Origin of the sequence: Chloroflexus sp. (genome assembly GCF_034431535.1) — a bacterium.
In the GTDB taxonomy this organism is placed as follows: domain Bacteria; phylum Chloroflexota; class Chloroflexia; order Chloroflexales; family Chloroflexaceae; genus Chloroflexus.
Map to the genome: position 1 here is coordinate 64487 of NZ_DAOUDC010000012.1, position 22221 is coordinate 86707.

20 protein-coding genes, 1 tRNA gene and 2 pseudogenes are annotated in these 22221 nt (G+C 59.9%); 4 read left to right on the forward strand and 19 right to left on the reverse strand.

Annotated elements, in window-relative coordinates; all coding sequences use genetic code 11:
* Window positions 1-19: 19 nt before the first annotated feature.
* From aroF to U9R61_RS02545, 6 genes are all read right to left on the reverse strand, one after another.
* A complete protein-coding gene (gene aroF / locus U9R61_RS02520; protein ID WP_416208809.1) occupies window positions 20-1054 on the reverse strand; it encodes a 3-deoxy-7-phosphoheptulonate synthase in 1035 nt (344 codons plus the stop codon).
* 85 nt (window positions 1055-1139) lie between these two features.
* Window positions 1140-1595, reverse strand: a complete 456-nt coding sequence (gene ndk / locus U9R61_RS02525; protein ID WP_322487251.1) for a nucleoside-diphosphate kinase — start codon at window positions 1593-1595, stop codon at window positions 1140-1142.
* 171 nt (window positions 1596-1766) lie between these two features.
* Complete coding sequence (locus tag U9R61_RS02530) at window positions 1767-2114, reverse strand: roadblock/LC7 domain-containing protein (RefSeq protein WP_066782570.1); 348 nt, start codon at window positions 2112-2114, stop codon at window positions 1767-1769.
* A 63-nt stretch (window positions 2115-2177) separates the two neighbouring features.
* Window positions 2178-5741 (reverse strand): tetratricopeptide repeat protein, encoded by a 3564-nt coding sequence (locus U9R61_RS02535; protein ID WP_322487252.1) that lies wholly within the window; start codon window positions 5739-5741, stop codon window positions 2178-2180.
* 263 nt (window positions 5742-6004) lie between these two features.
* A tRNA-Pro gene (locus U9R61_RS02540) sits at window positions 6005-6081 on the reverse strand.
* A 34-nt stretch (window positions 6082-6115) separates the two neighbouring features.
* Window positions 6116-6367 carry an ABC transporter ATP-binding protein gene (locus U9R61_RS02545; RefSeq protein WP_322487253.1) on the reverse strand — a complete coding sequence of 84 codons (252 nt, stop codon included), beginning with the start codon at window positions 6365-6367 and terminating at the stop codon, window positions 6116-6118.
* Window positions 6368-6557: 190 nt separating this feature from the next.
* Here U9R61_RS02545 and U9R61_RS19890 point away from each other — a divergent pair.
* Both U9R61_RS19890 and U9R61_RS02560 read left to right on the forward strand, forming a co-directional pair.
* Window positions 6558-7588 (forward strand): annotated as a pseudogene (locus U9R61_RS19890) (sulfurtransferase).
* A gap of 12 nt (window positions 7589-7600) precedes the next feature.
* A complete protein-coding gene (locus tag U9R61_RS02560) occupies window positions 7601-7861 on the forward strand; it encodes a hypothetical protein (RefSeq protein WP_322487460.1) in 261 nt (86 codons plus the stop codon).
* Between the two features lie 79 nt (window positions 7862-7940).
* Here U9R61_RS02560 and U9R61_RS02565 read toward each other — a convergent pair.
* From U9R61_RS02565 to trpA, 3 genes and pseudogenes are all read right to left on the reverse strand, one after another.
* Window positions 7941-8588: pseudogene (locus U9R61_RS02565) on the reverse strand (acetamidase/formamidase family protein); the annotation flags it as partial.
* 27 nt (window positions 8589-8615) lie between these two features.
* On the reverse strand, window positions 8616-8849 hold the full coding sequence (locus U9R61_RS02570) for an Lrp/AsnC family transcriptional regulator (RefSeq protein ID WP_066782560.1): 234 nt from the start codon (window positions 8847-8849) through the stop codon (window positions 8616-8618).
* A 25-nt stretch (window positions 8850-8874) separates the two neighbouring features.
* A complete protein-coding gene (gene trpA / locus U9R61_RS02575) occupies window positions 8875-9669 on the reverse strand; it encodes a tryptophan synthase subunit alpha (RefSeq protein ID WP_322487255.1) in 795 nt (264 codons plus the stop codon).
* Window positions 9670-10365: 696 nt separating this feature from the next.
* Between trpA and U9R61_RS02580 the strand changes: the two genes are divergently transcribed.
* Window positions 10366-11784, forward strand: a complete 1419-nt coding sequence (locus U9R61_RS02580; protein ID WP_322487256.1) for a BCD family MFS transporter — start codon at window positions 10366-10368, stop codon at window positions 11782-11784.
* A gap of 41 nt (window positions 11785-11825) precedes the next feature.
* Here the strand turns inward: U9R61_RS02580 and U9R61_RS02585 are convergent, their stop codons facing one another.
* From U9R61_RS02585 to U9R61_RS02605, 5 genes are all read right to left on the reverse strand, one after another.
* Complete coding sequence (locus tag U9R61_RS02585; RefSeq protein WP_322487257.1) at window positions 11826-13304, reverse strand: apolipoprotein N-acyltransferase; 1479 nt, start codon at window positions 13302-13304, stop codon at window positions 11826-11828.
* Between the two features lie 91 nt (window positions 13305-13395).
* Window positions 13396-13905, reverse strand: a complete 510-nt coding sequence (locus U9R61_RS02590) for a hypothetical protein (protein ID WP_322487258.1) — start codon at window positions 13903-13905, stop codon at window positions 13396-13398.
* A gap of 125 nt (window positions 13906-14030) precedes the next feature.
* Complete coding sequence (locus U9R61_RS02595) at window positions 14031-14681, reverse strand: response regulator transcription factor (protein ID WP_322487259.1); 651 nt, start codon at window positions 14679-14681, stop codon at window positions 14031-14033.
* Window positions 14656-15924 carry a sensor histidine kinase gene (locus U9R61_RS02600; protein ID WP_322487260.1) on the reverse strand — a complete coding sequence of 423 codons (1269 nt, stop codon included), beginning with the start codon at window positions 15922-15924 and terminating at the stop codon, window positions 14656-14658. Before U9R61_RS02600 ends, U9R61_RS02595 begins: the two co-directional genes overlap by 26 nt.
* Window positions 15921-16877, reverse strand: a complete 957-nt coding sequence (locus U9R61_RS02605) for a hypothetical protein (protein WP_322487261.1) — start codon at window positions 16875-16877, stop codon at window positions 15921-15923. Before U9R61_RS02605 ends, U9R61_RS02600 begins: the two co-directional genes overlap by 4 nt.
* Window positions 16878-17162: 285 nt before the next feature.
* Between U9R61_RS02605 and U9R61_RS02610 the strand changes: the two genes are divergently transcribed.
* Window positions 17163-18659, forward strand: a complete 1497-nt coding sequence (locus U9R61_RS02610) for a M1 family metallopeptidase (protein WP_322487262.1) — start codon at window positions 17163-17165, stop codon at window positions 18657-18659.
* 66 nt (window positions 18660-18725) lie between these two features.
* Here the strand turns inward: U9R61_RS02610 and U9R61_RS02615 are convergent, their stop codons facing one another.
* The 5 genes from U9R61_RS02615 to U9R61_RS02635 form a co-directional block, all read right to left on the reverse strand.
* Window positions 18726-19004 carry an HU family DNA-binding protein gene (locus U9R61_RS02615; RefSeq protein WP_322487263.1) on the reverse strand — a complete coding sequence of 93 codons (279 nt, stop codon included), beginning with the start codon at window positions 19002-19004 and terminating at the stop codon, window positions 18726-18728.
* A 259-nt stretch (window positions 19005-19263) separates the two neighbouring features.
* Window positions 19264-19794, reverse strand: a complete 531-nt coding sequence (locus U9R61_RS02620; RefSeq protein ID WP_066782542.1) for a GTP-binding protein — start codon at window positions 19792-19794, stop codon at window positions 19264-19266.
* A 31-nt stretch (window positions 19795-19825) separates the two neighbouring features.
* On the reverse strand, window positions 19826-20638 hold the full coding sequence (locus U9R61_RS02625; RefSeq protein WP_322487264.1) for a DUF4388 domain-containing protein: 813 nt from the start codon (window positions 20636-20638) through the stop codon (window positions 19826-19828).
* 39 nt (window positions 20639-20677) lie between these two features.
* A complete protein-coding gene (locus tag U9R61_RS02630; RefSeq protein WP_322487265.1) occupies window positions 20678-21613 on the reverse strand; it encodes a DUF1385 domain-containing protein in 936 nt (311 codons plus the stop codon).
* A gap of 98 nt (window positions 21614-21711) precedes the next feature.
* Window positions 21712-22164 carry a hypothetical protein gene (locus U9R61_RS02635; RefSeq protein WP_322487266.1) on the reverse strand — a complete coding sequence of 151 codons (453 nt, stop codon included), beginning with the start codon at window positions 22162-22164 and terminating at the stop codon, window positions 21712-21714.
* Window positions 22165-22221: the final 57 nt, after the last annotated feature.

Below are 22221 nucleotides of genomic sequence, written 5' to 3' on the forward strand. Positions count from 1 at the left end.
CGTTTACCTCCACGCAACGTCAGCGGTACACGCTGCCTGCTAGCGGACGCTCGATCGCCGCGGCAATGCGCGCCAATTGGCGCATCATGTCGGCAAAACTGTCCGGCACCAATGATTGCGTGCCGTCGCACACCGCATAGGCCGGATTGTCATGCACTTCAACGATCAAGCCGTCGGCACCAGCGGCCAACGCGGCCCGTGCCATTGGAATGACTAAGTCGGCCCGGCCACTGGCATGCGACGGATCGACAATCACCGGCAAGTGCGAGAGCTGTTTGATCAGCGGCACTGCACCCAAATCAAGCGTGAAGCGCAGACTATCATCAAACGTGCGAATCCCACGTTCGCACAGCACAACATTGGGGTTGCCTTCGGCCAAAATATATTCTGCCGCCAGCAGCAGATCTTTCACCGTAGCGGCAAAACCGCGCTTGAGCAGCACCGGTCGTTGCGTGCGCCCCACGGCCCGCAACAGCGAGTAGTTCTGCATATTGCGCGCGCCGATCTGTAACATATCGGCGTATTCAAGCACGAGCGGCAACGTCTCGGTGTCCATGACTTCGGTCACTACCGGCAGACCGGTCAAGGCGCGCGCCTCAGCCAATATCTGCAAACCGGCTTCACCCAAGCCGTGAAACGAATACGGCGATGTACGCGGCTTGTACGCGCCGCCGCGCAAGATCACCGCTCCGGCGGCCCGAACGGCCTGTGCCACGTTGAAGGTCTGTTCACGGCTCTCGACCGTGCACGGGCCGGCGATAATGGTGATCCCTTTCCCGCCAATCGGGACGCCGCCAACCTCAACGATTGTATCCAGCTCTTTGAATTCGCGGCTCACCCGCTTGTACGGCGCAGTAACCCGGATCAACTGGCTCACACCGGGGAGACGCTGCAACCGGCCTGCTTGTTCAATTGGCCCTTGATTGCCGGTAATTCCAATCGCGGTGCGGGTCGGGCCGGGCATCGGATGAGGCGTGAATCCCATCGCCCGGATCTCGGTGCAGACTGCTTCGATCTGTTCCGCCGTAGCATGCGCTTCCATCACGACTAGCATAGACAAGGTGGCGGCTGACGGCGATCATCCGACCGCGCCAACCGCATTGACGGGAGCTAAGCACCCGTGAGCTGCACGACCATCGTTACTCGTAGATCCATCCGTCAAGCGAGCGATTCCACTCGCCGATGAGTTCATGAGGCTGAAAGAAGATCGCCGTTTCGCGCTCACCGCTCTCCGGCGAGTCAGAGGCATGGATCAAGTTGCGGCCGATATCGACGCCGAAATCGCCGCGAATCGTGCCGGGAGCCGCTTTGGCCGGGTTCGTTGCGCCAACCATCGCCCGCACCAGTTCCACCGTGCCCGGCTTGCCGGCCACAACAGCTACCACAACCGGCGCTGACGTGATGTAGCTAACGAGCCCATTGAAGAAGCTCTTGCCTTCGTGTTCAGCGTAATGACGACGCGCTAACGCCTCATCAACCTGCATCAGCTTGAGACCCTGAAACTTGAGGCCACGTTGCTCAAACCGGCTGATAATCGCCCCAATCAAACCTCGTTGCACCGAATCGGGCTTTAAAATCAGAAGTGCGCGTTCCATGCATACCTCATTACGTCAAGAAATAGGTTGGTTGCCCGCGGTCAGTATACCATATACTGGTCAACAACCACGCAATCATAAGGGCGACGCGCGCTGCGTCGCCCCTGTATCGCTGCACGCTCTGATTGTGCGAGTGATGCCCTATGTCACCCCTCATCGCCCGCCGTGCCATCAGATCGGCACCGCTTCGCTGATCCGCTTAGCAGCACGGCGCATCTCCATCTTCACCAACCCTAGATTCACCGTACGCTGGGTGATGACGACGAGGATCAGTTCTTTTGCTTCCAACAGCAAGATCGAACCATCTTTGGCATCGATAATCGAGTCTACGAGATTACCCACGCCGAGCCGCCGGGTCGCTTTGTCGATCTCACCAAAGACTGCCGCCGACATTGCGCCCAATACTTCAGCGTCTTCTTCATCGAGTAAGGTGCTGGCGACAACTAGACCATCCTTGCCGACGAGCAAGCTGCCGATGACGCCATCGACCCGAATAAGATCCTCTACAATGCGGCGCATGCTAAACCTTTCTTGTGGTGCCATCTTTGCGACTGCTTTCGTCTAAAGTAAGACGGATACTGCTTACTCAGCAAATGTGACGCTGTAGGCGGCAATGGCTTCATCCAGCCGGTCCTGCCGCGAATAGACATCACCCAATAACCGGTGCAACTGCCGCAGCACCGTAATATCATCGACGGTATTAATCAGATCTTCTAGCTCCTCAGCGATCCGGGCAAGCAATGCGCTTTGCTTGAGCAAACGGCGATAGACTACCGCCATCAATTCCGCCTGACCTATCTGTGCGCAGAGGCGGGCAATTGTGAAGACCAGCGTGTGATTGGCTGGATTGGCGCTCAACTGGCGCAGATAGTCATCAAGCTTAGCATTGCCGGTAGGGATAAAATCTTCTGGCGCGCGTGGCCGCAATGGCGCACGGGCCGATCGACCTCGTCCGGCAGTTGCTGCCTCGCGGCGCGCAAAGCGCAGCTCGTCACGTGTTGGCGCTACACTCCGCCGTTCTTCCGCCATTGCAGCACGGGATGCCGGTTGCGGCTTGGCCCGTTCCGAGAGCGGCGGCAACACGACCCGGGCCGGCTCGGGCGCGACTGACTCTGGAGGGGCTTGCCAAATATCATCCAGCGCATCGAGCGGCTCAGGCTTAAAGCTCGCATCTTCTGGTTTGGGGGATGGCGGTGGCTCTTCTACGCGCGGGGTGGTGCGCACCGCCTTTGCCACCGGAACCGCTTCGGCAACGCTGAAATCAAACAGGTCTTCTTCTGCTGCCTGCGCCGCCGGCTGTTCACCCTGCTGCATCGCCTCTAACTGCGCAATCTCCTCTGCCGTCAGCCCTAACTCTTCTAGCGAGAATGGCGCTAGCTCTGGCTCCTCCGCTATCGCCGCCGGCTGCTCACCCTGCTGCATCACCTCTAACTGCGCAATTTCCTCCGCCGAAAGGCCCATCTCTTCCAGCGAGAATGGGGTCAGTTCCGGCTCTGCCGCCTGCACCGCCGGCACCTCCTCGGCAAACGGAGTGAGATCCGCTTCAGCTACCAGCGCTGCCGGCCCGGCCTCTTCCTCACCGATTTCGGCCTCCAGATCAATAATTTCGTCACCGTCGCGAAGCTGGATCCCGGCTTGGTGCAGCGACCAGCCAAGCTGCTCGATCCGATCTGCCTCGCGTTCGGGATCTTTCACTAACGCGATGATATCAGTGAGGTCAACATAGCCTTGCCGGTGCCCCAACTGGATCAGACGATTAAGCACGGGATCACCGGTATCGATCATTGGCTCTTCATCTTCTGAGAAGACGACCGTCTCAAAATTACCTAGATTTAAGTTGTCAATCTCTTCCGGCGGGATGGCCAACTCACCACCGGCATTGGCCGCGCCGCCTTCCAGATCTTCAAATGAGAACGGTTCGAGATCGCCAAACTCATCGAGCGAGAAGGGTTCGACACCGGGCAACGCAAACGACGATTCCGCTTCAGCGGGAGATATGCCTAGATCGGCCAAGACGTTGCTATCAACCGATCCGGTTGGTGCGAACAGGCTTTCCAGCGACTCATCAACAACCTTGGTAGCTTTGCTCTCCGCCGCCGGCTGCTCCGGCTGTTGCATCGCCTCAAGCTGCGCAATCTCCTCTGCCGACAACCCCAATTCTTCCAGCGAGAACGGCGTCAATTCCGGCTCTGCCGCCGCCGGCTGCTCCGGCTGTTGCATCGCCTCAAGCTGCGCAATTTCTTCCGGAGAGAGGCTCAACTCCTCAAGCGAGAACGGCGTTAACTCCAGCTCTTCTACTGGTTCTTCACCCTTGCCGCTCAATGCGCCTACTGCGCCAGAAGGAGCAAGACTCTCATCAAGGCTCAACTTAGGCAAACGGAAGGTTCCGGTCAAGCGCTCAGGCGAACCGTCATCTTCGCGCAACGACACATCATCATTCGAGAAATATGCCGCTACATCAGCATCAGTAAGCTCAACCGACGACAGCGGCGGCTCTTCGATCGGCGGCAACGAAGCAGCACGTTCAATCAACTTGCTAAAGATCGACGGCCCGCTCGGCTCGGCCTCTTGGGGAAGCTGAATACCGCCACTCCGCATTGACGGTTCTTGCCAGCTATAGATTCCCGGTTCAACCGGTTCAGCTTGGGGCGCAGGATGCGCCTCATCAAGCGCCAGATCGTCAAGTGAGAAAGGTTGCAACGAGGGCGGCAATTCACCGGCAGGAGCACTTGCCCCGAAATCAAGATCATCGAGCGAGAACGGTTGCAGGCCGCTCAATTCATCAGCAAATGCATCACTACCCGCAGTACCCTGCTCTTGAGATCGCGCGGCCTCATCAACCGGCAAGCCTAACTCTTCGAGCGAGAACGGCGTCAATCCCTGCGCCGGCGAACCGCCCTCCAATTGGGCAATCTCGTCCGGCGACAGCCCTAGCTCCTCCAGCGAGAACGGCGTCAGTGCCGGCTCTGCCGCCTGCACCGCCGGCGAACCGCCCTCCAATTGGGCAATCTCGTCCGGCGACAGCCCCAGCTCCTCCAGCGAGAACGGGGCCAATTCTGGTTCGGCGGGGGCAGTTGCTGCTACATTGACCCCAATCTCATCAAGCGTCAAACCGGTCGGGGTCGCAGCCGGCCCCGGCAGATCGAGATCGAAATCGAACGCATCGCCACCCAATGTCGCCGGCTGAGGCGAGGAGGCAACACTCGTCGCCGGCGGCGAGAAGAGCAACATCGCCAGCAGATCATCATCTGACATCGCCGAAGCCACGGCTGCGGGTTGGGCCGCCGGCGCCAACCAACTGGCTTCGGCAAAAAAATCATCATCGGCAGCGACCGCCGCCGGCGCTGCGGCTGCCGCGCGCTGCGCCCGCCACTCAGCCTCATCCCACGCTGGCAACAAGACATCAGGCGTTGGCGCGCCCACCGGCAGCGGATCAAACAGCATGCGCGCGACGGTCTGATACGGATCGAGGCGTTGCGCGATGCGCCAGTGATCAAAGCCACGCTGGTCGCCATCTTCAAGCAATAGCGCACCGAGGATCAGGTGCGCTTTCAGGAGCTGCGGTTGCGCCTGCAACGCCTGCTGGCATGCCTCAACGGCTTCGTCAAGCCGGCCATCACGCCAAAGGGCTTCGATCAAACCAACCCACGCATCGAGCCGCTCAGGATGTTCGGCGATCACATTGCGGAACTCATGAATTGCCTGCGGCAACATGTGGCCACGAGCATACAGGCGGGCTAACCCAGAGCGGCTGAGGCGGAGAGCGGCATGCTCGCTCCCCCACGCTTCGGTGTAGAGCCGCACCAACTGGGCGCGGAGTTCGGGCATATCCGGACGGATTTCCAGCGCCTGTTCAAACTCGGCAATCGCCTTATCGAGCCGGCCTTGCCACTCGTAGGCCATGCCAAGACCAACGTGGGCCGGAATATTTTCGGGATCAGCCTGCAACACCTGCTCGAAGGTCGCCACGGCGGCGGGCAAATCGCGCTGAGCGAGATACGCCTCGCCAAGCAACCGTTGGGCTTCCAGATTATCAGAGTGGTGCGCGAGGATGTGCTGGGTCAGGCCAATTGCCTGCTCAATCTGGTTCGCCTCGAGGAATGTTCTGGCTTGTGTGTAGGCGTCTTGCAGGCTGATAGTCGCCATCCCGGATCCTCCCACGTGATATGTGCTGGCGCCGCTCGAAAAAGAGAAGTTATGCGTTGAGGAAACGCAATAGCAGCGCGAATGGTGTTCGCCACATGCTTGCAGTATAGCGCCGAATCATGGAAGGTGTCAAGATGTACTGAGTAATTATTGGCATTTTACTAGTATCGCCGGGCAAAAAATCGTTTACTGCACTGGTTATCCAGAGAAAAAAGCGCAAAAATACGAACGCTGGCGAGCAAATGCTCACCAGCGTTGCCGGATGGTCGGGGCGACTGGATTTGAACCAGCGACCTCCTGAACCCCATTCAGGTGCGCTACCGGTCTGCGCTACGCCCCGAACGCCCTGATTATAGCGCGGCTACGGCGAAGAGTCAAACTTCGCGCCAGATCAACGACGCAAAAAACCCTAACGCCGCGCCGAACGGCAGCGCGCCTAGTCCCCACGCCAGTATTGCCGGCCATAGCACGCGCACCCAATCCAGCCAACCGGAATCAGGCGCGAGTTGGCCGGTGAAGAGACTGATCACGACGGTAAACACCCCGCCCAGCACGATTGCTAATAACGCCAGTATTAATGCGCCGCCCACAGCCCAGCGCATCCGGCGAGCAGGTGATGGATCCATAGGCAATGCATCAAGATATAAACTAACTCACTGGTATGGTACTCGCAAGACCGGCTCGCGTCAACTGTTTATCCAAGATATTCTTAAATTCTTGATCAAGTATATCAACAAACTCGACAATCTCAGCTATACTCCGGCTTGCACCGGTGCAACCCCCAAACCGCTTGACCAGAGAAAGTGAGGGAGGATCGTGAATAACCCGACGTTGCGCCTTGCCGGCGCTGCCCTTGGCGGCGCGCTGGCAACGCTCGCCATTGTGGCGGTGATCGCCTTTGTTCGTTCGCAAGCGAGCGTCACCCAATCAGCGGCTCAGCCGGCAACAACGAACAACGCTCCGGTTTCAACCACAAATGCACCCCGCGAGCCGCGCCCGTTCGATCAGGTTGTGGTGAGCACTGACTGGCTCGCCGCGAATCTCAACAACCCGCAGATGCGCGTGATCGAGATCAGTGTCGTGCCCGGTCTGTACGAGCGCGGCTATATCCCCGGCGCGATCAATTTTGTCTGGACGACCGATTTTGTCGATACGGTCGCGCGCAATATCATTGCCCCCGAACGATTTCAGGAACTAGCCCGCGCGGCGGTGATCAATAATGACACGACGATCGTGCTCTATGGCGATAACTACAACTGGTTTGCCGCATAGGCGCGTGGGTATTCCGCCAGTACGGCGTAACAGATGTGCGGCTGCTTGACGGCGGGCGCAGCAAGTGGGAAGCCGAGAGTCGTGAACTCTCCACCCGCGCCCCGTCGTACCCCACCGGCGCGTTCACCGTCCAGCAAGATAGCTCGTTGCGCGCCTTCCTGCCCGATGTGCTGAAGGTGGTGTACGGCGAAGCGGATAAGGCATTGGTCGATATTCGCTCGCCTGACGAGTTTAGCGGCAAGATCTTCGCACCAGAGGGCTTCCAAGAATTGGCGGTGCGGGCCGGCCATATCCCCGGCGCGATTAACGTCCCCTAGAAGAAGGCGCTCAACGATGACGGCACCTTTAAGAGTGTCGAGGAGTTGCGCAAGTTGTACGCTGATGCCGGCATCGATGGCAGCAAGCCGATCATTACCTACTGCCGCATCGGCGAGCGAGCCAGCCATACGTGGTTCGTGTTGAGCGAAATCCTCGGCTATCAAGTTGCCCTGTACGATGGTTCGTGGACGGAATACGGCAATAGCGTCGGAGTACCGATTGCCAATCCAGCCGGCACGGTCTGGGGTGTGAAATAGACGATGGCTCAGATGCTACCGCAGAGCAGCTCGCTTGAGCGGGCTGCTTCACCAACAACCAATCGGCTTCAGGCCAGCCTTGGCGTAGTGAGCTTGATTGCGCTCGTGGCCGGAGCGTATGCGATGCACGCCACTCCCGGCGCTGGCGCGCCGGCGTCGCTCTCGCTGCTGCTCGGCGGAGCGTTGGGCATCGCCTTTGAGTGTGGCCGGTTTTGCTTCTTCTGCATCTTTCGCAATTTGATCGAGCGCCGGCCGATGGCGGTGGTGACGTAGTAGCCGCGCGCGTCGTAGGCGGGTTGGATCGGGCCGGGTGGCGTGTAGAAGTGGTAGTGCCACAGCTTGAGCGATCGCCTTTGATCACGTTCAACCGCAACGAAAACTGCATTGGGCATTCGATGCCGGTCACGAACACTTCGCCGTCACCTTGCACGACATGGCAATCACCCGCCGAGAAGAGTGCGCCGGGCACGAACACCGGCAGATAGAGCTTGGCCCCGACATTCAGGTGGCGAGTGTCGATATTGCCGCCGCCTTTGCCGGTCGGCAACACATCAAACGCCCCCGGCTCATCGAGCGCCATCCCCATGGTGCCGCAACCCGGTTGCAACGGGATGTGAATATCATCGCGCAATGGCGCGGTCTGGCCGTTGCTGAGATCGAAATGGCGGATGTAGGGCGCGGTGAAATCTTGCGCCAACAAACCCAGACCGGGGATGATTCCCGTCCACCTCCAATCAAGCGGCTGCAAGCGCAGAATCTCGACTTCGAGGATGTCGCCGGGCATCGCAACTTTGATGGAGATCGGGCCGGCCAGCGGGTAGAGCTGGCTAAAATCGAGATTCATCAACACGCTGGCATCACAACCGGGAGTCACCTGATCATTGGTCACTTCCGCCGTCTCGCAATGCACCACATCACCGGAAGCGATTTCGATCGCCGGCGGTAGGCCATTGTCCCACTTGTGATGCACCTTGCCCTTTTTCAACACGTATTCGGCCACACGATGCGCCTTTCCAGTCAACGCACCTCACCCAATCACCATGCAGGTAATCGTGCGCTTAATACCGCTAATCGCGTGGATCTCGCTCATCACCAGCCGGCCAATCTGGCGCGGATCAGGCGTCTGCACGGTTGCTACGATATCGTAGGGACCGGTGACGGCATCAACCGCAATCAGGCCATCGATCGCGCGCAGCGCAGCCAGCACCTCGCCGATCTTGCCCGACTCGGCCTCGATCAACACATACGCTCGCGCCTCCATCGCTCTGCTCCTCTCTAGCCTAGGCTCATTCCACCGCGCTTAACAATTCGCGAACATAAGCGGCAGCGCCGGTCACCCGCTCAGCCGGCGACAGCCGTTCGAGGCGGTCGATCAAGGCGCTGCCGACGATAGCGCCATCGGCAATCCGCGCCACATCGGCCACGTGCGCCGGCTGGCTAATCCCAAACCCGACCACTAACGGCAGATCGGTCTGTTGGCGCACCGTGGCGATGAGTTCAGCCAGATTGCCGGCCAGCGCCTGCCGCGCGCCGGTCACGCCGGTCAACGAGACGATGTAGATAAAGCCGCTGGCGTGGGTGACAATCTGCGCGATCCGCGCCGGCGGGGTGGTGGGAGCAATGAACATGATCAGATCAAGCTGGTGCGCCGCGGCGATCTGGCGCAAATCAGCCGCCTCTTCGAGCGGCAGGTCGGGAATGATCCAGCCATCGCCGCCAGCGGCGGCCAAATCGGTGCAGGCCTGTTCGAGGCCGTAGCGTAACAACGGGTTGTAGTAACCCATTAAGAGCAGTGGCGCCGCTACCTTGCGCGCGCGCAGCTCGGCGACAGTGGCCAGACAATCGGCCATCGTCACGCCATGCTCGAGGGCGCGCTGGGTGGCGCGCTGGATCGTTGTGCCATCAGCCAGCGGATCGGAAAAGGGCACCCCTAACTCAAACAAACTGGCGCCTGCCGCTTCCAGCGCCGGCACTAGCTCTAACGTGCTCTCGCGTTCGGGGAACCCGATCGTCAAGTATGGCATTAAGGCAATGCGTCCCTCAGAACGGAGGCGGGCAAAGGTTTCGGCAATTCGGCTCATAGTAGGCAATCTCGGTAGAGTACTTCGCTGTGATTACCATCATACCACAGGGAAGACGGGGTGGGGCCGCCTCATGCGTACCACCGAGGGCGCAGAGGGGGCAATGATCGTTGCCTCCTTTGCGGAGCCGGACAGCCGTCCGGCTCTACTGCGTCTTGGCGTTCAAACCTCTGCGCCGTTGCCCCTTTGCGGAGCCGGGCAGCCGGCTCTACTGCGTCTTGGCATTAGCCCTCACCCCCCGGCCCCCGCTCCCACCTGACGACGGGAGCGGGGGAGCCGCTGGATAGCGGTCAAGACATTGCGGGAGCAGAACGCAGGAGCGCTCTGCTCCCGGCCTGTCATTGCGAGGGCGCTGCGCGCCCGAAGCAATCCCCTGCTCCAGCGCAAACGAACGCTGAGGGAACATCGTCCGCCCTCGGAGGAGATTGCTTCGCCGCGCGGGGAATGCATTGCCCCGACGCGGCTCGCAATGACAACCGGAGAGCGAGGCAGGGGTGAGGGTGAATTGGTTCGGTTCACCCTTGAACTCACAGAACTCCCACCATCAGGTGAGAGCAGGGGTAAGAGACGAAAGCCATCCCAACACAGATGGAAAGGAGCTTGCACCCACACTCGAGACCAGCTTCGTTTATATCGCATGTCACCACGTGCTATAATACGTCACAACAACGACGCTCTAGCGCAAGGAGCCGGAAGATGGCAATGGCAGACACGTTGCTGCGGCCGTTTCGTCAGGTACAACACTGGCTGGAAGCCCGTCCGCGCCTACGTATGTGGCTGCGCGTTTTTCGTCTCAGTCTGTTTCAGTTCGGAATGGGTCTCTCGCTCGCGCCGCTCACCGGTACGCTCAACCGGGTGTTGATCAACGAGCTCGGGATCACCGCGTTTTTGGTTGGTTCCTTGCTGGCGCTGCACTACTTTATTTCGCCAGCCCGTGCCATTTTCGGCTACCAGTCGGACGTCAATCGCGCCGCTGGCCGCTGGCGCACCCCCTATCTCGTGTTAGGGGCAATGCTGACCTACGGTGGATTGGCCACTGCACCCTTCTCACTCATTCTGCTCAGCGGCGAGGGTTATTTGCCGTTCCCGTTGGCAGTGATCGTCTGTTTTGCGATCTTTTTCGCCTATGGACTCGGAGTCAACATCGCCGAGACGATCTATCTCGCGATTGTGAGCGATGTGACTCCGCAAGAAGAGCGCGGGCGGGTGTTGAGTCTGTTGTGGGTGGCGCTGGTGTTGGGCACGATCGTTGGCTCGTTGCTGATCGGCGAGCTGCTGATCGATTATAGCCATACCCGCCTGATACAGGTGATGCAAGGTTCGGCGCTGGCTTTCGTCTTCTTGACGTTTATGTCAATGCTCGACCAAGAGCGGCTGAAGCCAAACGGCCAGTTGGCCGACGTGACGCCGGTGCGGGTGCGCGAAACGCTGGGTGATTCGTTGCGGATGCTGGCGGCGCAGCGCCCCTTGCGCAACCTGTTTATCGTGCTGGCGCTGGCCACCACTGGCTTTGCCGTCCATGACGTGTTGCTTGAGCCGTACGGCGGGCAGGTGTTGGGGATGACGGTCGCCGAAACGACCCGCTTGACCGCCGTGTGGGGCGGCGGCATGCTCACCGCGATTGTATTGACCGGCTGGCTGCTCTGGCGGGGCCAACCGGCGTTGCGCATGATCGGCGGCGCGTCGCTGCTCGGCATTGTTGGCTTCGCCACCATTAGCATGTCCACCTCGCCCGATCATGTCGGGCAGTTTCTCGGTGGCGTGGCGCTGATCGGTATGGGCCGCGGTATGCTGATCGTCGGCGGCCTCTCGCTGGTGATGGGCCTTTGCGACCGCGCCCACGCCGGTCTGTTCCTTGCCCTGTGGGGCATTACGCAGGCGTTGGCCCAAGGCGTGGGCACTATCGCCGCAGGTCTCGCCCGCGACATCATTGGGCGGATGAGCGGCGTGGTAGCGAGTGGTTACATCGCCGTCTACCTGAGCGCACTCACCTTGATCGCGATCGCCGGCGTGATTCTGCTAGTGCTCTACCGGCGCGGCCAACTGCGCGCCGAGCAGGTGCGCTCGCCGTGGAGCAGCCTCGAGCAGGTGAATGCCGATCAGATTATTTTCTAGTTGGGCTGGCTGCCGGTGATCCTGATAGCAGCACATCAGGATCACTGGCCTCTACCGTTATGATGCCCTGGCCGCCGTGCCAGCATCAGTATGCTGGCCACACCTACGATCAACCACCCAAACCAATCACCGGCACGTGTATACAATGTTCGCTCGTGGCTGACAACCGTCTCGCCGATCAGGGCTGTTATCTGATTGACCCCACTCTCGGCAGTGATACGGCCATAGGGATCAACAACGATGGCGATCCCGCTGGTATTACTAACCGCAAAAGCGACTCGGTTCTCAACCGCCCGCACGACGGTATCGGCAGCATGCGTGCGCGGGAACCACGGATTGGCGGCGAAATCATCATCGGCAGGCATAGCGACAATGCGAGCGCCGGCACGGGCCAATTGGCGCGTGATATCCGGTGTGTGCCGATCGTAGCAAACGCCAAGGCCGATGCTTCCCAATGGGGTTGGGTAGACCGGAAAGCGCCGCTGACCGTCAATAAAGCCTTGCGCACGCTCCTCGCCGGTCACATTGATCTTGGCTTGACGCCCAGCCTCAGCTCCATCTGGCCCAAACAAAACCGCCGTATCGTGAAGGCCAGCGGGTGTGGGCCAGACCATATCGGCAACAATAAATGCGTTCAGCGCTTGGGTCAGTTGCCCAATCGCCAAACGCAGCGCCGGTTCGTCAACCGTAGCCAACTCATTTTCCGGCCATACCACCAGTTGCGGTTGCTGCGCTGCCAGCATCCGCGTGAGCGCAACATCACGCTCAAGCACAGCGGGTTGCGCCGGCTCACGCTGGTTGGCGAGATCGACGATGACCCCGATCCGTACTGTCTCTGCAGGTGATGGCCTGATCACCCACCATCCCGATGCCAGTACCAATACCACACTCCCCAAACCAAGCACTGCTGACCAAGCAACACGCTTCCGCCAAGCGACGACGAGCATGGCCGCAAGCGCCGCATTGACCAAGACGATCACGAAACTCAATCCGGGCAAGCCCGTCAGGGTGACGATTTGCAACGCCGGGGGAAAACGCCATTGCGTTTTCGCCAATACCTCGAACCACCAATCGCCGGCCACCGGCATCACTGTGCGCACAAACTCCAACGCCGTCCACGCGAGCGGCGGACCAACAATGTGGAACGAGGGCGGCAAGCGAACGGCCAGCACCATACCGGCTTGCAACAGCGCCGCGTAAAAGAAACCGACCATTATTATCAGCAGCATGCCGCTGGCCCAACCAAACATCGTTGGGTACCACACATGCGCGCCGAGCGACCAGAGGATGCCGCAAGGCAGCGCAATCCAGAGATGGCGACGCACCGGCTGGCCGGCAAGAGCGACCAATACTGGAACGAGGCCGATCCACGCTAGCCATCCCATATCAACCAGTGCCGGTTGGGCGAGAGCCATCAAGATGCCTGAGCACAGCGAAAGGAAAATGGATTGGCGCCACGATCTGAGCTGGAGCGAAACGGCGGTGCGTACCGGTGTTGTGGGTAACGTAGCGTCAGTCATTGTCAAGCACCTTCCCACGCTGCAAAGCAGGGGGCTGTGACCAGACTCCACAGCCCCATCCTTCCCATACCTACTGGAATGCGCTCTATCGTTACTCAGCTTCCCGCCGGAGCAGCAAGACCACGCCAATTGCAATCAGCACCAGCGGCCAAACCCAGCCAGCCCGGTTGAAGATCAGATCAAGCAAGGTCATACCACCCTCACCGATCAGGATGAGTGAGCCGATCACGGCCATCACGCCGCCGGGGATGAACGGCCACCATACTTTCTCGTTCGCGAAGAGCGCGCTGAGCAGCGGGATGGACGCCCAACCAGCCGCAAACGAGAGCAGAAAAACGCCGCCAGCAACAGGATCGGCCAGCGGCAACGTTTCGATCAACGCCGCCCCCAACCCGATACCGCCAATGATGCCCGCTGGAACAAACCAACCCGCCTCGCGCTTGCGAATGCCGGCAATGGCGAAGATGATCGCCATCATCGGCAGCACCAGCAGACCAGTGTCGAACACATAGCCCAACAGCAACATGATGCCAATCGTAATCAATACCATCCCCACCACCGACCGGTTGCGCGTTTCGGTCATTGTCGTTTCGGTTGCCATCGCTTGCCTCGCTTTCACCTCGCTCGATTGCCTGTCTGAAGCATAGCCCTTGACGCGAGGGGCCGCCAGTGGCGCAGGATAGATTGCGGTCATAGGCGGGGGATGACGTTTGGCATAGGAAGGAATTACTCGATCAAGCCCAACTCGCGAGCGCGGATGATGGCCTGCGTGCGATCGCGCACCGCCAGCTTGGCGAGCAGGTTCGAGACGTGATTCTTGACCGTGCCCTCGCTAATGCAAAGCTGATCGGCGATCTCGCGGTTCGACCGCCCGGCGGCAATCCCGCGCAGCACGTCCATCTCGCGTTCGGTGAGCGGTTCGGCCAACGGCGGCGTTGTCGGCGCCTTACCACCGGCCAGCCGGGTGAACTCAGCCAGCACTTTGCGGGTGATACTCGGCTGAATCAACGCCTCGCCGCGGGCCACAACTCGCACCGCTTCGACAATCTCGCTGCTATCGGCATCTTTCAGCATATAACCGCGCGCACCGGCCTTTAAGCCCTCGATCACATATTCATCATCATCGAAGGTGGTGAGAATAATGACGCCAATGTGCGGCCACCGCTTGGTGATCTCACGGGTCGCCGCCACACCATCCATCACCGGCATGCGCACATCCATCAACACCACATCCGGCTGCAATTGCTCAATCATGGCCAGCGCCTGTTGACCGTTTGCTGCCGCCCCTACCACGGTCAAATCCTCTTCCAGATCGAGCAGGGTCTGAATTCCCTGCCGCACCAAGGTCTGGTCATCGACCAACAGAATGTGGATCATACGGCCCTCCCTCCGCTCCCGCACGGGGCACAGCCATCACCAACCGGAAACCACCCGCCGACAGCGGTTCCGCCTGCAAGGTTCCACCCAAGCGCGCCGCCCGTTCCCGCAGACCGGCAAGGCCAAAACCGGTTTCGGCGACCGGTGGCGCCGGTGGGCCGTCATTGATCACTTCCAGCCGTACACTATCAGCAGTGCCGATCAGCCGCACTGTCACCTGCGTGGCCTGCCCGTGCTTTTGGGCATTGGTAAGCCCCTCTTGGGCAGCCCGGTAGAGCGTCATCGCCACCGCCGGCGCCACCTCGCCCACGTCACCTTCAAGCGCAAAGCGGGCCTGCAAGGGCGAAACCCGATCGAAATCGCGCACCATTCCGGCGATCACGTCTGGCAGCGGCTGGCCGGCCAGCGGATTGGCGCGCATCAAGGCCACGCTCTGCCGCACCTCGGTCAGCGCCGCCTGCGCCTCTTCCCGGCAAAGAGCCAGCGCCTGCGCCGCCCGCTCCGGATCGCGGTCGAGCAGGCGGGCAGCGGCTTGTAATTGCACATTCAGCGCCGTGAGATGATGGCCGAGCCCGTCGTGAATCTCGCGCGCCAACTGCACGCGCTCTTCCGCCGCCGCCAAGGCGACTTCGCGTTCGCGCGCCGCCGCCAACGCCACATTGGCCGTGCGCAACTCGGCGGCCAACCGCTCGGCGCGGGCCATCTGATCGGCCAAACGCGCCAGCACAACCGAAAATACCAAGGTGAAGATCAAACCTAACAAAATGGAGGAGATTTGTGCAAGGAGATGTTCGAGCGCGGCGCCGCGCAACCAGAGCACACCGCCCCAGCCAAGGTACAAGAGCAGGCTGATACCGAGACCGCGCCACACCCCTAGCCCGACCACCGCCTGCGAAGCAATGACGAAGAGCAAAAAGGGCAGGAACGTCCAACCGGCATCGAGACCAACATAGTTCACCACTAACAAGAGCGTGCTGCTGGCGGCAAAATAGAAACGGTTCGCCGCCGCTTCACCCCAACGGCGCTGCAAACCCTCCCACGCGGCGTTGAGCGCCAGCAGCACACTCAAGAGCAACACCACCGGGTAAAATCGTTCTGGCGGCAAGTGGCGGTGGAAGAGGATAAACTCAACCAGCGCGAAGCTAATCATAGCATACGCCGCCAGCATCAGCGTGCTCTGGCCGCGGCTGAAATAGCGCATGAGGCGCTGCCAGAGGGGGATGAACGGCCAATGCGCATTCATGGCACAATCCACGGTTGCAAGACGTACCGCCACCAATTGTTGGCGACGCCATCGGTTTCACCGGCGACCCGCGGCAGATGATCGAGCCACCAGAGATGGTGCAGGCGCATATCGCCGCCGCCCCATTCGGCGCAGCGCATCAAGCGGGCCGGCGCACTGAGATCGGGAAATTGGTACCACGCATCGGCCCGCGCCCACACTGGCCGCGGGTTTCCCCAATCGTAGTCGCGCGCACTTGACGGCGCGAAATGGACGTTACCGCACTCGTCGAGCCGGGTGAAGCGTTCCCACAAGTTGCGCTCCGGCGGATGATTGCGGTAGACATGCGCCATGATCGACTCGACGCGATGGCCAAAGTTTTCGAGCATGCAATCGACCCCGCGCTCGACATTGAACCCCATCACAATATAGCGGCGACGCGCATAGGGCAACCGCAGCGGCGGCGCATTGCACCAAAACGCATCCACGCCAACCATCCGGCTCTCGTAGTAACCGGCATACGGAAAGGCAAACAGCCACAGCTCATCCAGCTCGCCGCGCTCAAGCTCGGCAGCCAACCCGATCTGATCGAGCAACCGCTCATAATCGGCTTCATCGGGTTGGTGCGCCGGCATGCGCCGCTCCCACGCCGCCAAATAGGTGGCGCTATCGTAGCGAAAGCCATCAATCTTAACCGGAAAGTCGGTATAATGCCGCCGCATCACAATCCGATAATCGGCGATCCCGCCCGAACAGGCGTGCAGATCGGCAATGTACTGCGTGGCCAAGGTTTTGGCGTCATTCCAGCCCATCACCCGGCTCAACGGCAAGCCGCCGCGTTCGGGGATCGGCGGATCGTGGGTAATCAGCGCCACCTTGAGCGTGATCGGCTCACCGGGCCGGTCGCCGCGCAAGAGAGGCGGACGGTCGCCGGGTTCACCGCGTTTACCCCAGCCGAAGAGACGGTTTAGCATAAGTGTGATCTCCAAATAGCCACGAAAAGACACAAAAACCATAAACGTTTTGGTGTCTCTTGTGTCTTTTTGTGACTATTCCCTAACAACCGCCAAGACGATCCTCCCGCCAAGCAACGCAAAGACTGTTACCAAAGAGACAACCGTTCTCTTCGCTCCCACCCCAAAACACCTTTGCGTCTCCTGCGCCTTTGCGTTGCCCCCTCTGCGTTCTCTGTGGAGCCGAACAGCCGTCCGGCGCTACTGCACCTTTGCCTCATTCACGGCGTATGGTATGATGAACGCATGATACGCCTAATTCTACTCCTCGTCATTGTCTTCACCAACGTTACCCCGCCGTCCGCAATCATGCGCGACGAAGGCGTGGCAACGGTCATCGATCCCTTCATCACCGCGCAAACCGCCGCGATGCGCGCCGGCAGCGTCGCCAGCCTCATCCGCGAGCCGTGGGATCGCTACACCATGCGCGTCCAGCTCGACCCCAGCGGGCCACGGTTGAGCGGTGAAATCACGGTGCAACTCACCAACCGGACAGAGGTTGATTTCGATTCCATTTGGTTTCATCTCTACCCCAACCACCCCGACTTTGGCGGACGGCTCGATGTCACCTCGGCCCTGATCGACGGCATTCCGACACCATCACGCACCTTGCACGGCGACACCCTAATCGGGCTGATCCCGCCGCAAGCCATTGCCCCCAGCGAGCGGGCCACCGTCACGATGACCTTCACCGCACGCGGGCCGCGCAACGCCAGCCAGCGCATCTTTGGTGCCTACAATCTGGAAGCGGGTGTCTGGTCGATTGCCTCATTTTATCCCATGTTGGCCCGCTACATTCCGGGGATCGGCTGGGATACACGGCCAATCGTGTCAAGAGGCGACTTTACTGTCAGCGCAATTGCGCTGTACGATGTCACCATAGAAGCGCCGGCGGACTGGCAACTCGTCACGAGCGGTAGCCGCCTCACTTATCAAACGACTGACAATGGCGGGCAGATAAGCCGTTTCGTCAGCGGGCCGCAACGCGAATTCTACCTTGCCGCGCTCCAAGGGCTAGTGGCAGCCAGCGCCGACGTAGACGGCACCCGCGTGATTAGCTACATCCAGCCGGATGATCCTGCCGCCGCTGAGCGCAGTCTCGCCATTGCCACCACGGCCCTGCGCGTCTTCAACCAACGCTTCGGCGCTTACCCCTACACCGAGCTAGAGGTGATTCAAGCGGCCTTGACCCAATTTTACGGTATGGAATATCCGGGAGTCGTGTTAATCGAGCAGAGCCTCTACCGGCGTGATAACCGGCTGCTCGAGACGACCATTGCCCACGAGATCAGCCATCAGTGGTGGTACGGGGTAGTCGGCAATGACGCGCAGGGGGAAGCGTGGCTTGACGAAGGGCTAGCGAGTTACAGCCAAATCCTCTATTACGAGATGATTGGCGTACCAGAGCAAGCCAACGCTGAACTCGACGCTTTCCGCGCCGTGTACCGCCGGTTGCGTGAACGGGGTGGCGATGCGCCGTTGGCCACGCCGCCATCAGGGTTAAACGATGGCCGTTACGTGCCGGTTGTTTACGCCAAAGGCGCGCTCTTCTTCCACGCGCTGCGCCAGCGCATCGGCGAAGAGGCATTCAATACCTTCTTACAAGGGTATGTTGCCGCGGCGAGTTACCGCGAAATTGCCGGCCCTGACCTGTTACGCGCCGCCGAACAGGCATGCGCATGCGAATTGGATGATATGTTTGCGGATTGGGTGATGACAGCGCACGAGGTGACAATACCGTAGGGACGGCGCATGCGCCGTCCCTAAACGATGCATACGTTCCTCTGAAAGGCAACGCACGCGTTTCGTTTACTCACCCTTCACGGCCTCTTTGAGCGTGCTGCTCGCGCTAAAACCGGGGGTCTTGGTAGCAGGGATATGGATCTTCTCGCGGGTCTGCGGATTGACACCCTCGCGCGCCTGCCGCGACCGCACCTCAAACGTACCAAAACCGGTCAGCGTCACCTTCTCGCCCCGAGCCAACGCCTCAGTGATCACATCGAGCGCAGCATCGATAATCTGCTTCGTCTCCTTCTGCGAAGCTTTGGCGCGCTCGGCCACCGCCTTAATAAAATCCGTCTTCTGCATCAGTGCAGTCCTCCTCTATGCACTCAAGCGTTAATCGCTCTTCAGAAAGCAGTATACCGCATCTGTCAAGATCTGTATCTCTTGCTGATGCGGTAAACGGCTTATTACGCTTTCCAATATAATTTTATGGCTTTGCAATGCGAAAAATCAATTTAACCGCATTACAAAGCCATGCCAAAGGCGCTCACATCACCATCCCAACACAACAGGGGCAACGGCTCGGTTGCCCCTTCCCACCATCCCCATCAAGCGGGTAAATCTAATCCTCGCTGCGTTCTTGAATCACATACAGCAACTCAAGCAACACATTCTTCACGCTTTCGCGATCGGTCGCCGTGCAAGGCAACACCTTAATATGCGGCGGTTGGCGCAAGGCCAAGCGCAATTCATCAGGCGACCATGCATTAGGGCGATCCTGCTTATTGGCCGCAATCACGTATGGCGTATCGCGGTACGAGACAAAGAAATCGATGATCCGGTTCGTCTCGCGGAACGTTTCCGGGCGAGTGCTATCGACAAGGATAACCAAACCGAGCATCCCCTCGGCAAGGATCTCCCACATAAAGTCGAAGCGTTTTTGTCCCGGCGTCCCAAAGAGATGGAGCACGAGATCATCAGAGATCGCGATGCGCCCGAAATCCATCGCGACAGTCGTTTCCTTCTTGATCAGCCGAGTATCGTCGGTCGCCCGGCGTTCCGTCGAGACGACCTCAATCTCCGAGATCGTCCTGATAAACTCAGTTTTGCCGGCGTTGACGGCGCCGCTGATCACCATCTTTACCGTCTGCACACAGCCCTCCGCTCCGATGCTCCGGCCCCAGCTACATGCTGCGGATCCGATTGATGATCCGGTTGACGAGGCTCTTCTTCAAACGCGGCTGTTCAACCGGCGGCATTCCGGCGGCCAGCACGCGCTGCCGTTTCACCAATTCCAGCATACCGGCGGTCAAGAAGCCATAGACCGCACGGCACACATCAAAATCGCTCAACCCAGTCTTCTGGGCAACCTCGGCCAGCGTATCGCGGCCATTGATACGAGCAAACACCTTCCACTCATCAGGTGAAAGGCGCATCCCCTTCAGTTTTTCCCCCGGCGGGGCCAAGAAGCGCGGCACGAGATCGGTTGAGGGGATGCGGTCGCGAATCCTCTCCCATTCATCGATCCGGCGCACCCCTTCCATAATCAGGTGATCGATTGAGATCGGCGTCAGCGCCAAGGGTGCATCAGGCGCCGGACGCTGGTTATGCTCGAAGACAAAATCCCCTTCCGGCCACGCAAACAACCCATACACCGATTGCTCGGTATGGCCCATCAGCGCGCTCTGCAACCGCTCAGGGCTCGCCATGCCGGCATCAATCACGACCTGGCTCAACGTTACCCCATTGCCACGAGCCGCCAATGCGCGGCAGGCTTGCGCCAACTGATCGGCGTTCAGCACGCCGAGCCGCACCAATAACTCCGGCTTCTCGTCTTCGGGGCGGCGCGCTGCAAGCAGCAGCTTGCCTTTCTCAAAGTAGAGCCGCGCCGTCTGATCATGATAGGTCAAATGCAGGGCGCCCGTTTTATACCCGCGATCAACGAGCGAGAGAAAATCTGACAAACTAAAATCGCGGATGTTCCCCACCAGCGCCATACGTTCCTCCGCTATCGCGGGTATTGTGTGACGATTACGTCACATGGTCGGTTGTGTATCGGCCAAACCGGGCGCCACGCCGGTAGCCGGCGCCGGTTGGGCTGCGTCACGTTGATCGGCGGCCACGACCGGCTCGAAGGCAGCGATCGCGGTAGCAATCATATCATCATCCGGCTCGCGGGTGGTCAGGTATTGCGCCGCTAACGTCGGGGCCAGCAACCAGCGCACCCACGGCAGATGGTAATAGTTCGCGGCGAGTTGTTGGGCCTCAAAAGCGACTGCCGCGACTAATGGAATGAGCACGATCCGGGCAATGATCCGCTGCCAGACCGGCAGACCGGCGACCGAGAGAAAAATCAGAAAGCCAATCAACGCCACCGCTAGCAGGAAGCTGGTCCCGCAGCGCGGGTGAATACGGCTACACTGCCGCACCGATTCCACCGTCAGCGGCAGGCCCGCCTCGTATGCATTGATCACCTTGTGCTCAGCGCCGTGATAGCCAAACACCCGGCCAATATCAGGAATACGGCCAATCGCGGCAATGTAGGCCACTACTAATGCCAGATTGATCAACGCCTCGATGATTTCGCGCACGAGCACCGGCGCGCCAAGTTGACCGATGACGTTAGCCGCTAACGATGGCAACACCACAAAGATGCCAATCGCGATTACCAGCGTAACCACAAAGATCAAGGTCTGGACAACCGGGTGCAGATTCTCATCGTCATCGGCGGCAACCACCGAGGCCGAGAAATCGAGCGCCTTGCGTCCTATCGTAAAGGCTTCGGCTAGCGCGGCGAACCCACGCAGCAGCGGCCAGCGTTGCCACTGCGCACTGCGAGCCGGGATCGGCAGGTCGAGCCGGGCAAAGCTACCGTCAGGGCGGCGCACAACGACAGTCGCTTGCCGGCGACCGCGCATCATCACCCCTTCGAGCACTGCTTGCCCACCATACTTAAACTGATTGGTACTCATGCCAATTCCGACTCTCACCAGCTCACCGGTCAAACCAAACTGCTACTATCCTCTATCTTACCATGCCAACAGGCACGGTAACGTATCGAACATAGGGGTTATGAGGCCGGTTCGTCAGGTTTTCCGCGCCGGGCTAAGGTTGTGGCCGCCGCCCGCACGCCGCTCACCAAACTTGAGACGCGGATAATCGGCGAAACCACTCGTTCAGCCACGTAGGTCGTCGCCGTGGTCGCCGTCTGTGCCGATTCGCGCACATTATTAGCGATAGCGCGGGTCGTATCGAGCGTCTCATTCGCCTTCGCCAGCGCCTCATCGAGTTTAGGCAGCACATTGTTGCGCGCCAGCCGGTTGATCTGCTCAACCGCGTAGAGGATCGCGAGTAGTATCGCAACCGACAATACCGCACCGATCAGTTGCAACGCGGCCAAGATCACGATAAACACATCACGCCACGCGGCGCGGAAACCTTCACCGAGGAAGATCGCCGCGATGATGAACCCGAACAGAACTGCGGTCAATAGGCCAATGCCGATGCCAATCCAGCGTAACACAGGGCCACCTCCGTACCGGGCCGCAGAACACGCGGCTGCGAGGGCGCTCTAATGCGC

Bases quoted from the DNA above. Each gene is read 5' to 3' on its own strand.
- aroF (WP_416208809.1), bottom strand. From the start codon at position 1,054: ATGCTAGTCGTGATGGAAGCGCATGCTACGGCGGAACAGATCGAAGCA.
- ndk (WP_322487251.1), bottom strand. From the start codon at position 1,595: ATGGAACGCGCACTTCTGATTTTAAAGCCCGATTCGGTGCAACGAGGT.
- U9R61_RS02530 (WP_066782570.1), bottom strand. From the start codon at position 2,114: ATGCGCCGCATTGTAGAGGATCTTATTCGGGTCGATGGCGTCATCGGC.
- U9R61_RS02535 (WP_322487252.1), bottom strand. From the start codon at position 5,741: ATGGCGACTATCAGCCTGCAAGACGCCTACACACAAGCCAGAACATTC.
- U9R61_RS02545 (WP_322487253.1), bottom strand. From the start codon at position 6,367: ATGGATCCATCACCTGCTCGCCGGATGCGCTGGGCTGTGGGCGGCGCA.
- U9R61_RS02560 (WP_322487460.1), top strand. From the start codon at position 7,601: ATGCTACCGCAGAGCAGCTCGCTTGAGCGGGCTGCTTCACCAACAACC.
- U9R61_RS02570 (WP_066782560.1), bottom strand. From the start codon at position 8,849: ATGGAGGCGCGAGCGTATGTGTTGATCGAGGCCGAGTCGGGCAAGATC.
- trpA (WP_322487255.1), bottom strand. From the start codon at position 9,669: ATGAGCCGAATTGCCGAAACCTTTGCCCGCCTCCGTTCTGAGGGACGC.
- U9R61_RS02580 (WP_322487256.1), top strand. From the start codon at position 10,366: ATGGCAATGGCAGACACGTTGCTGCGGCCGTTTCGTCAGGTACAACAC.
- U9R61_RS02585 (WP_322487257.1), bottom strand. From the start codon at position 13,304: ATGACTGACGCTACGTTACCCACAACACCGGTACGCACCGCCGTTTCG.
- U9R61_RS02590 (WP_322487258.1), bottom strand. From the start codon at position 13,905: ATGGCAACCGAAACGACAATGACCGAAACGCGCAACCGGTCGGTGGTG.
- U9R61_RS02595 (WP_322487259.1), bottom strand. From the start codon at position 14,681: ATGATCCACATTCTGTTGGTCGATGACCAGACCTTGGTGCGGCAGGGA.
- U9R61_RS02600 (WP_322487260.1), bottom strand. From the start codon at position 15,924: ATGAATGCGCATTGGCCGTTCATCCCCCTCTGGCAGCGCCTCATGCGC.
- U9R61_RS02605 (WP_322487261.1), bottom strand. From the start codon at position 16,877: ATGCTAAACCGTCTCTTCGGCTGGGGTAAACGCGGTGAACCCGGCGAC.
- U9R61_RS02610 (WP_322487262.1), top strand. From the start codon at position 17,163: ATGATACGCCTAATTCTACTCCTCGTCATTGTCTTCACCAACGTTACC.
- U9R61_RS02615 (WP_322487263.1), bottom strand. From the start codon at position 19,004: ATGCAGAAGACGGATTTTATTAAGGCGGTGGCCGAGCGCGCCAAAGCT.
- U9R61_RS02625 (WP_322487264.1), bottom strand. From the start codon at position 20,638: ATGGCGCTGGTGGGGAACATCCGCGATTTTAGTTTGTCAGATTTTCTC.
- U9R61_RS02630 (WP_322487265.1), bottom strand. From the start codon at position 21,613: ATGAGTACCAATCAGTTTAAGTATGGTGGGCAAGCAGTGCTCGAAGGG.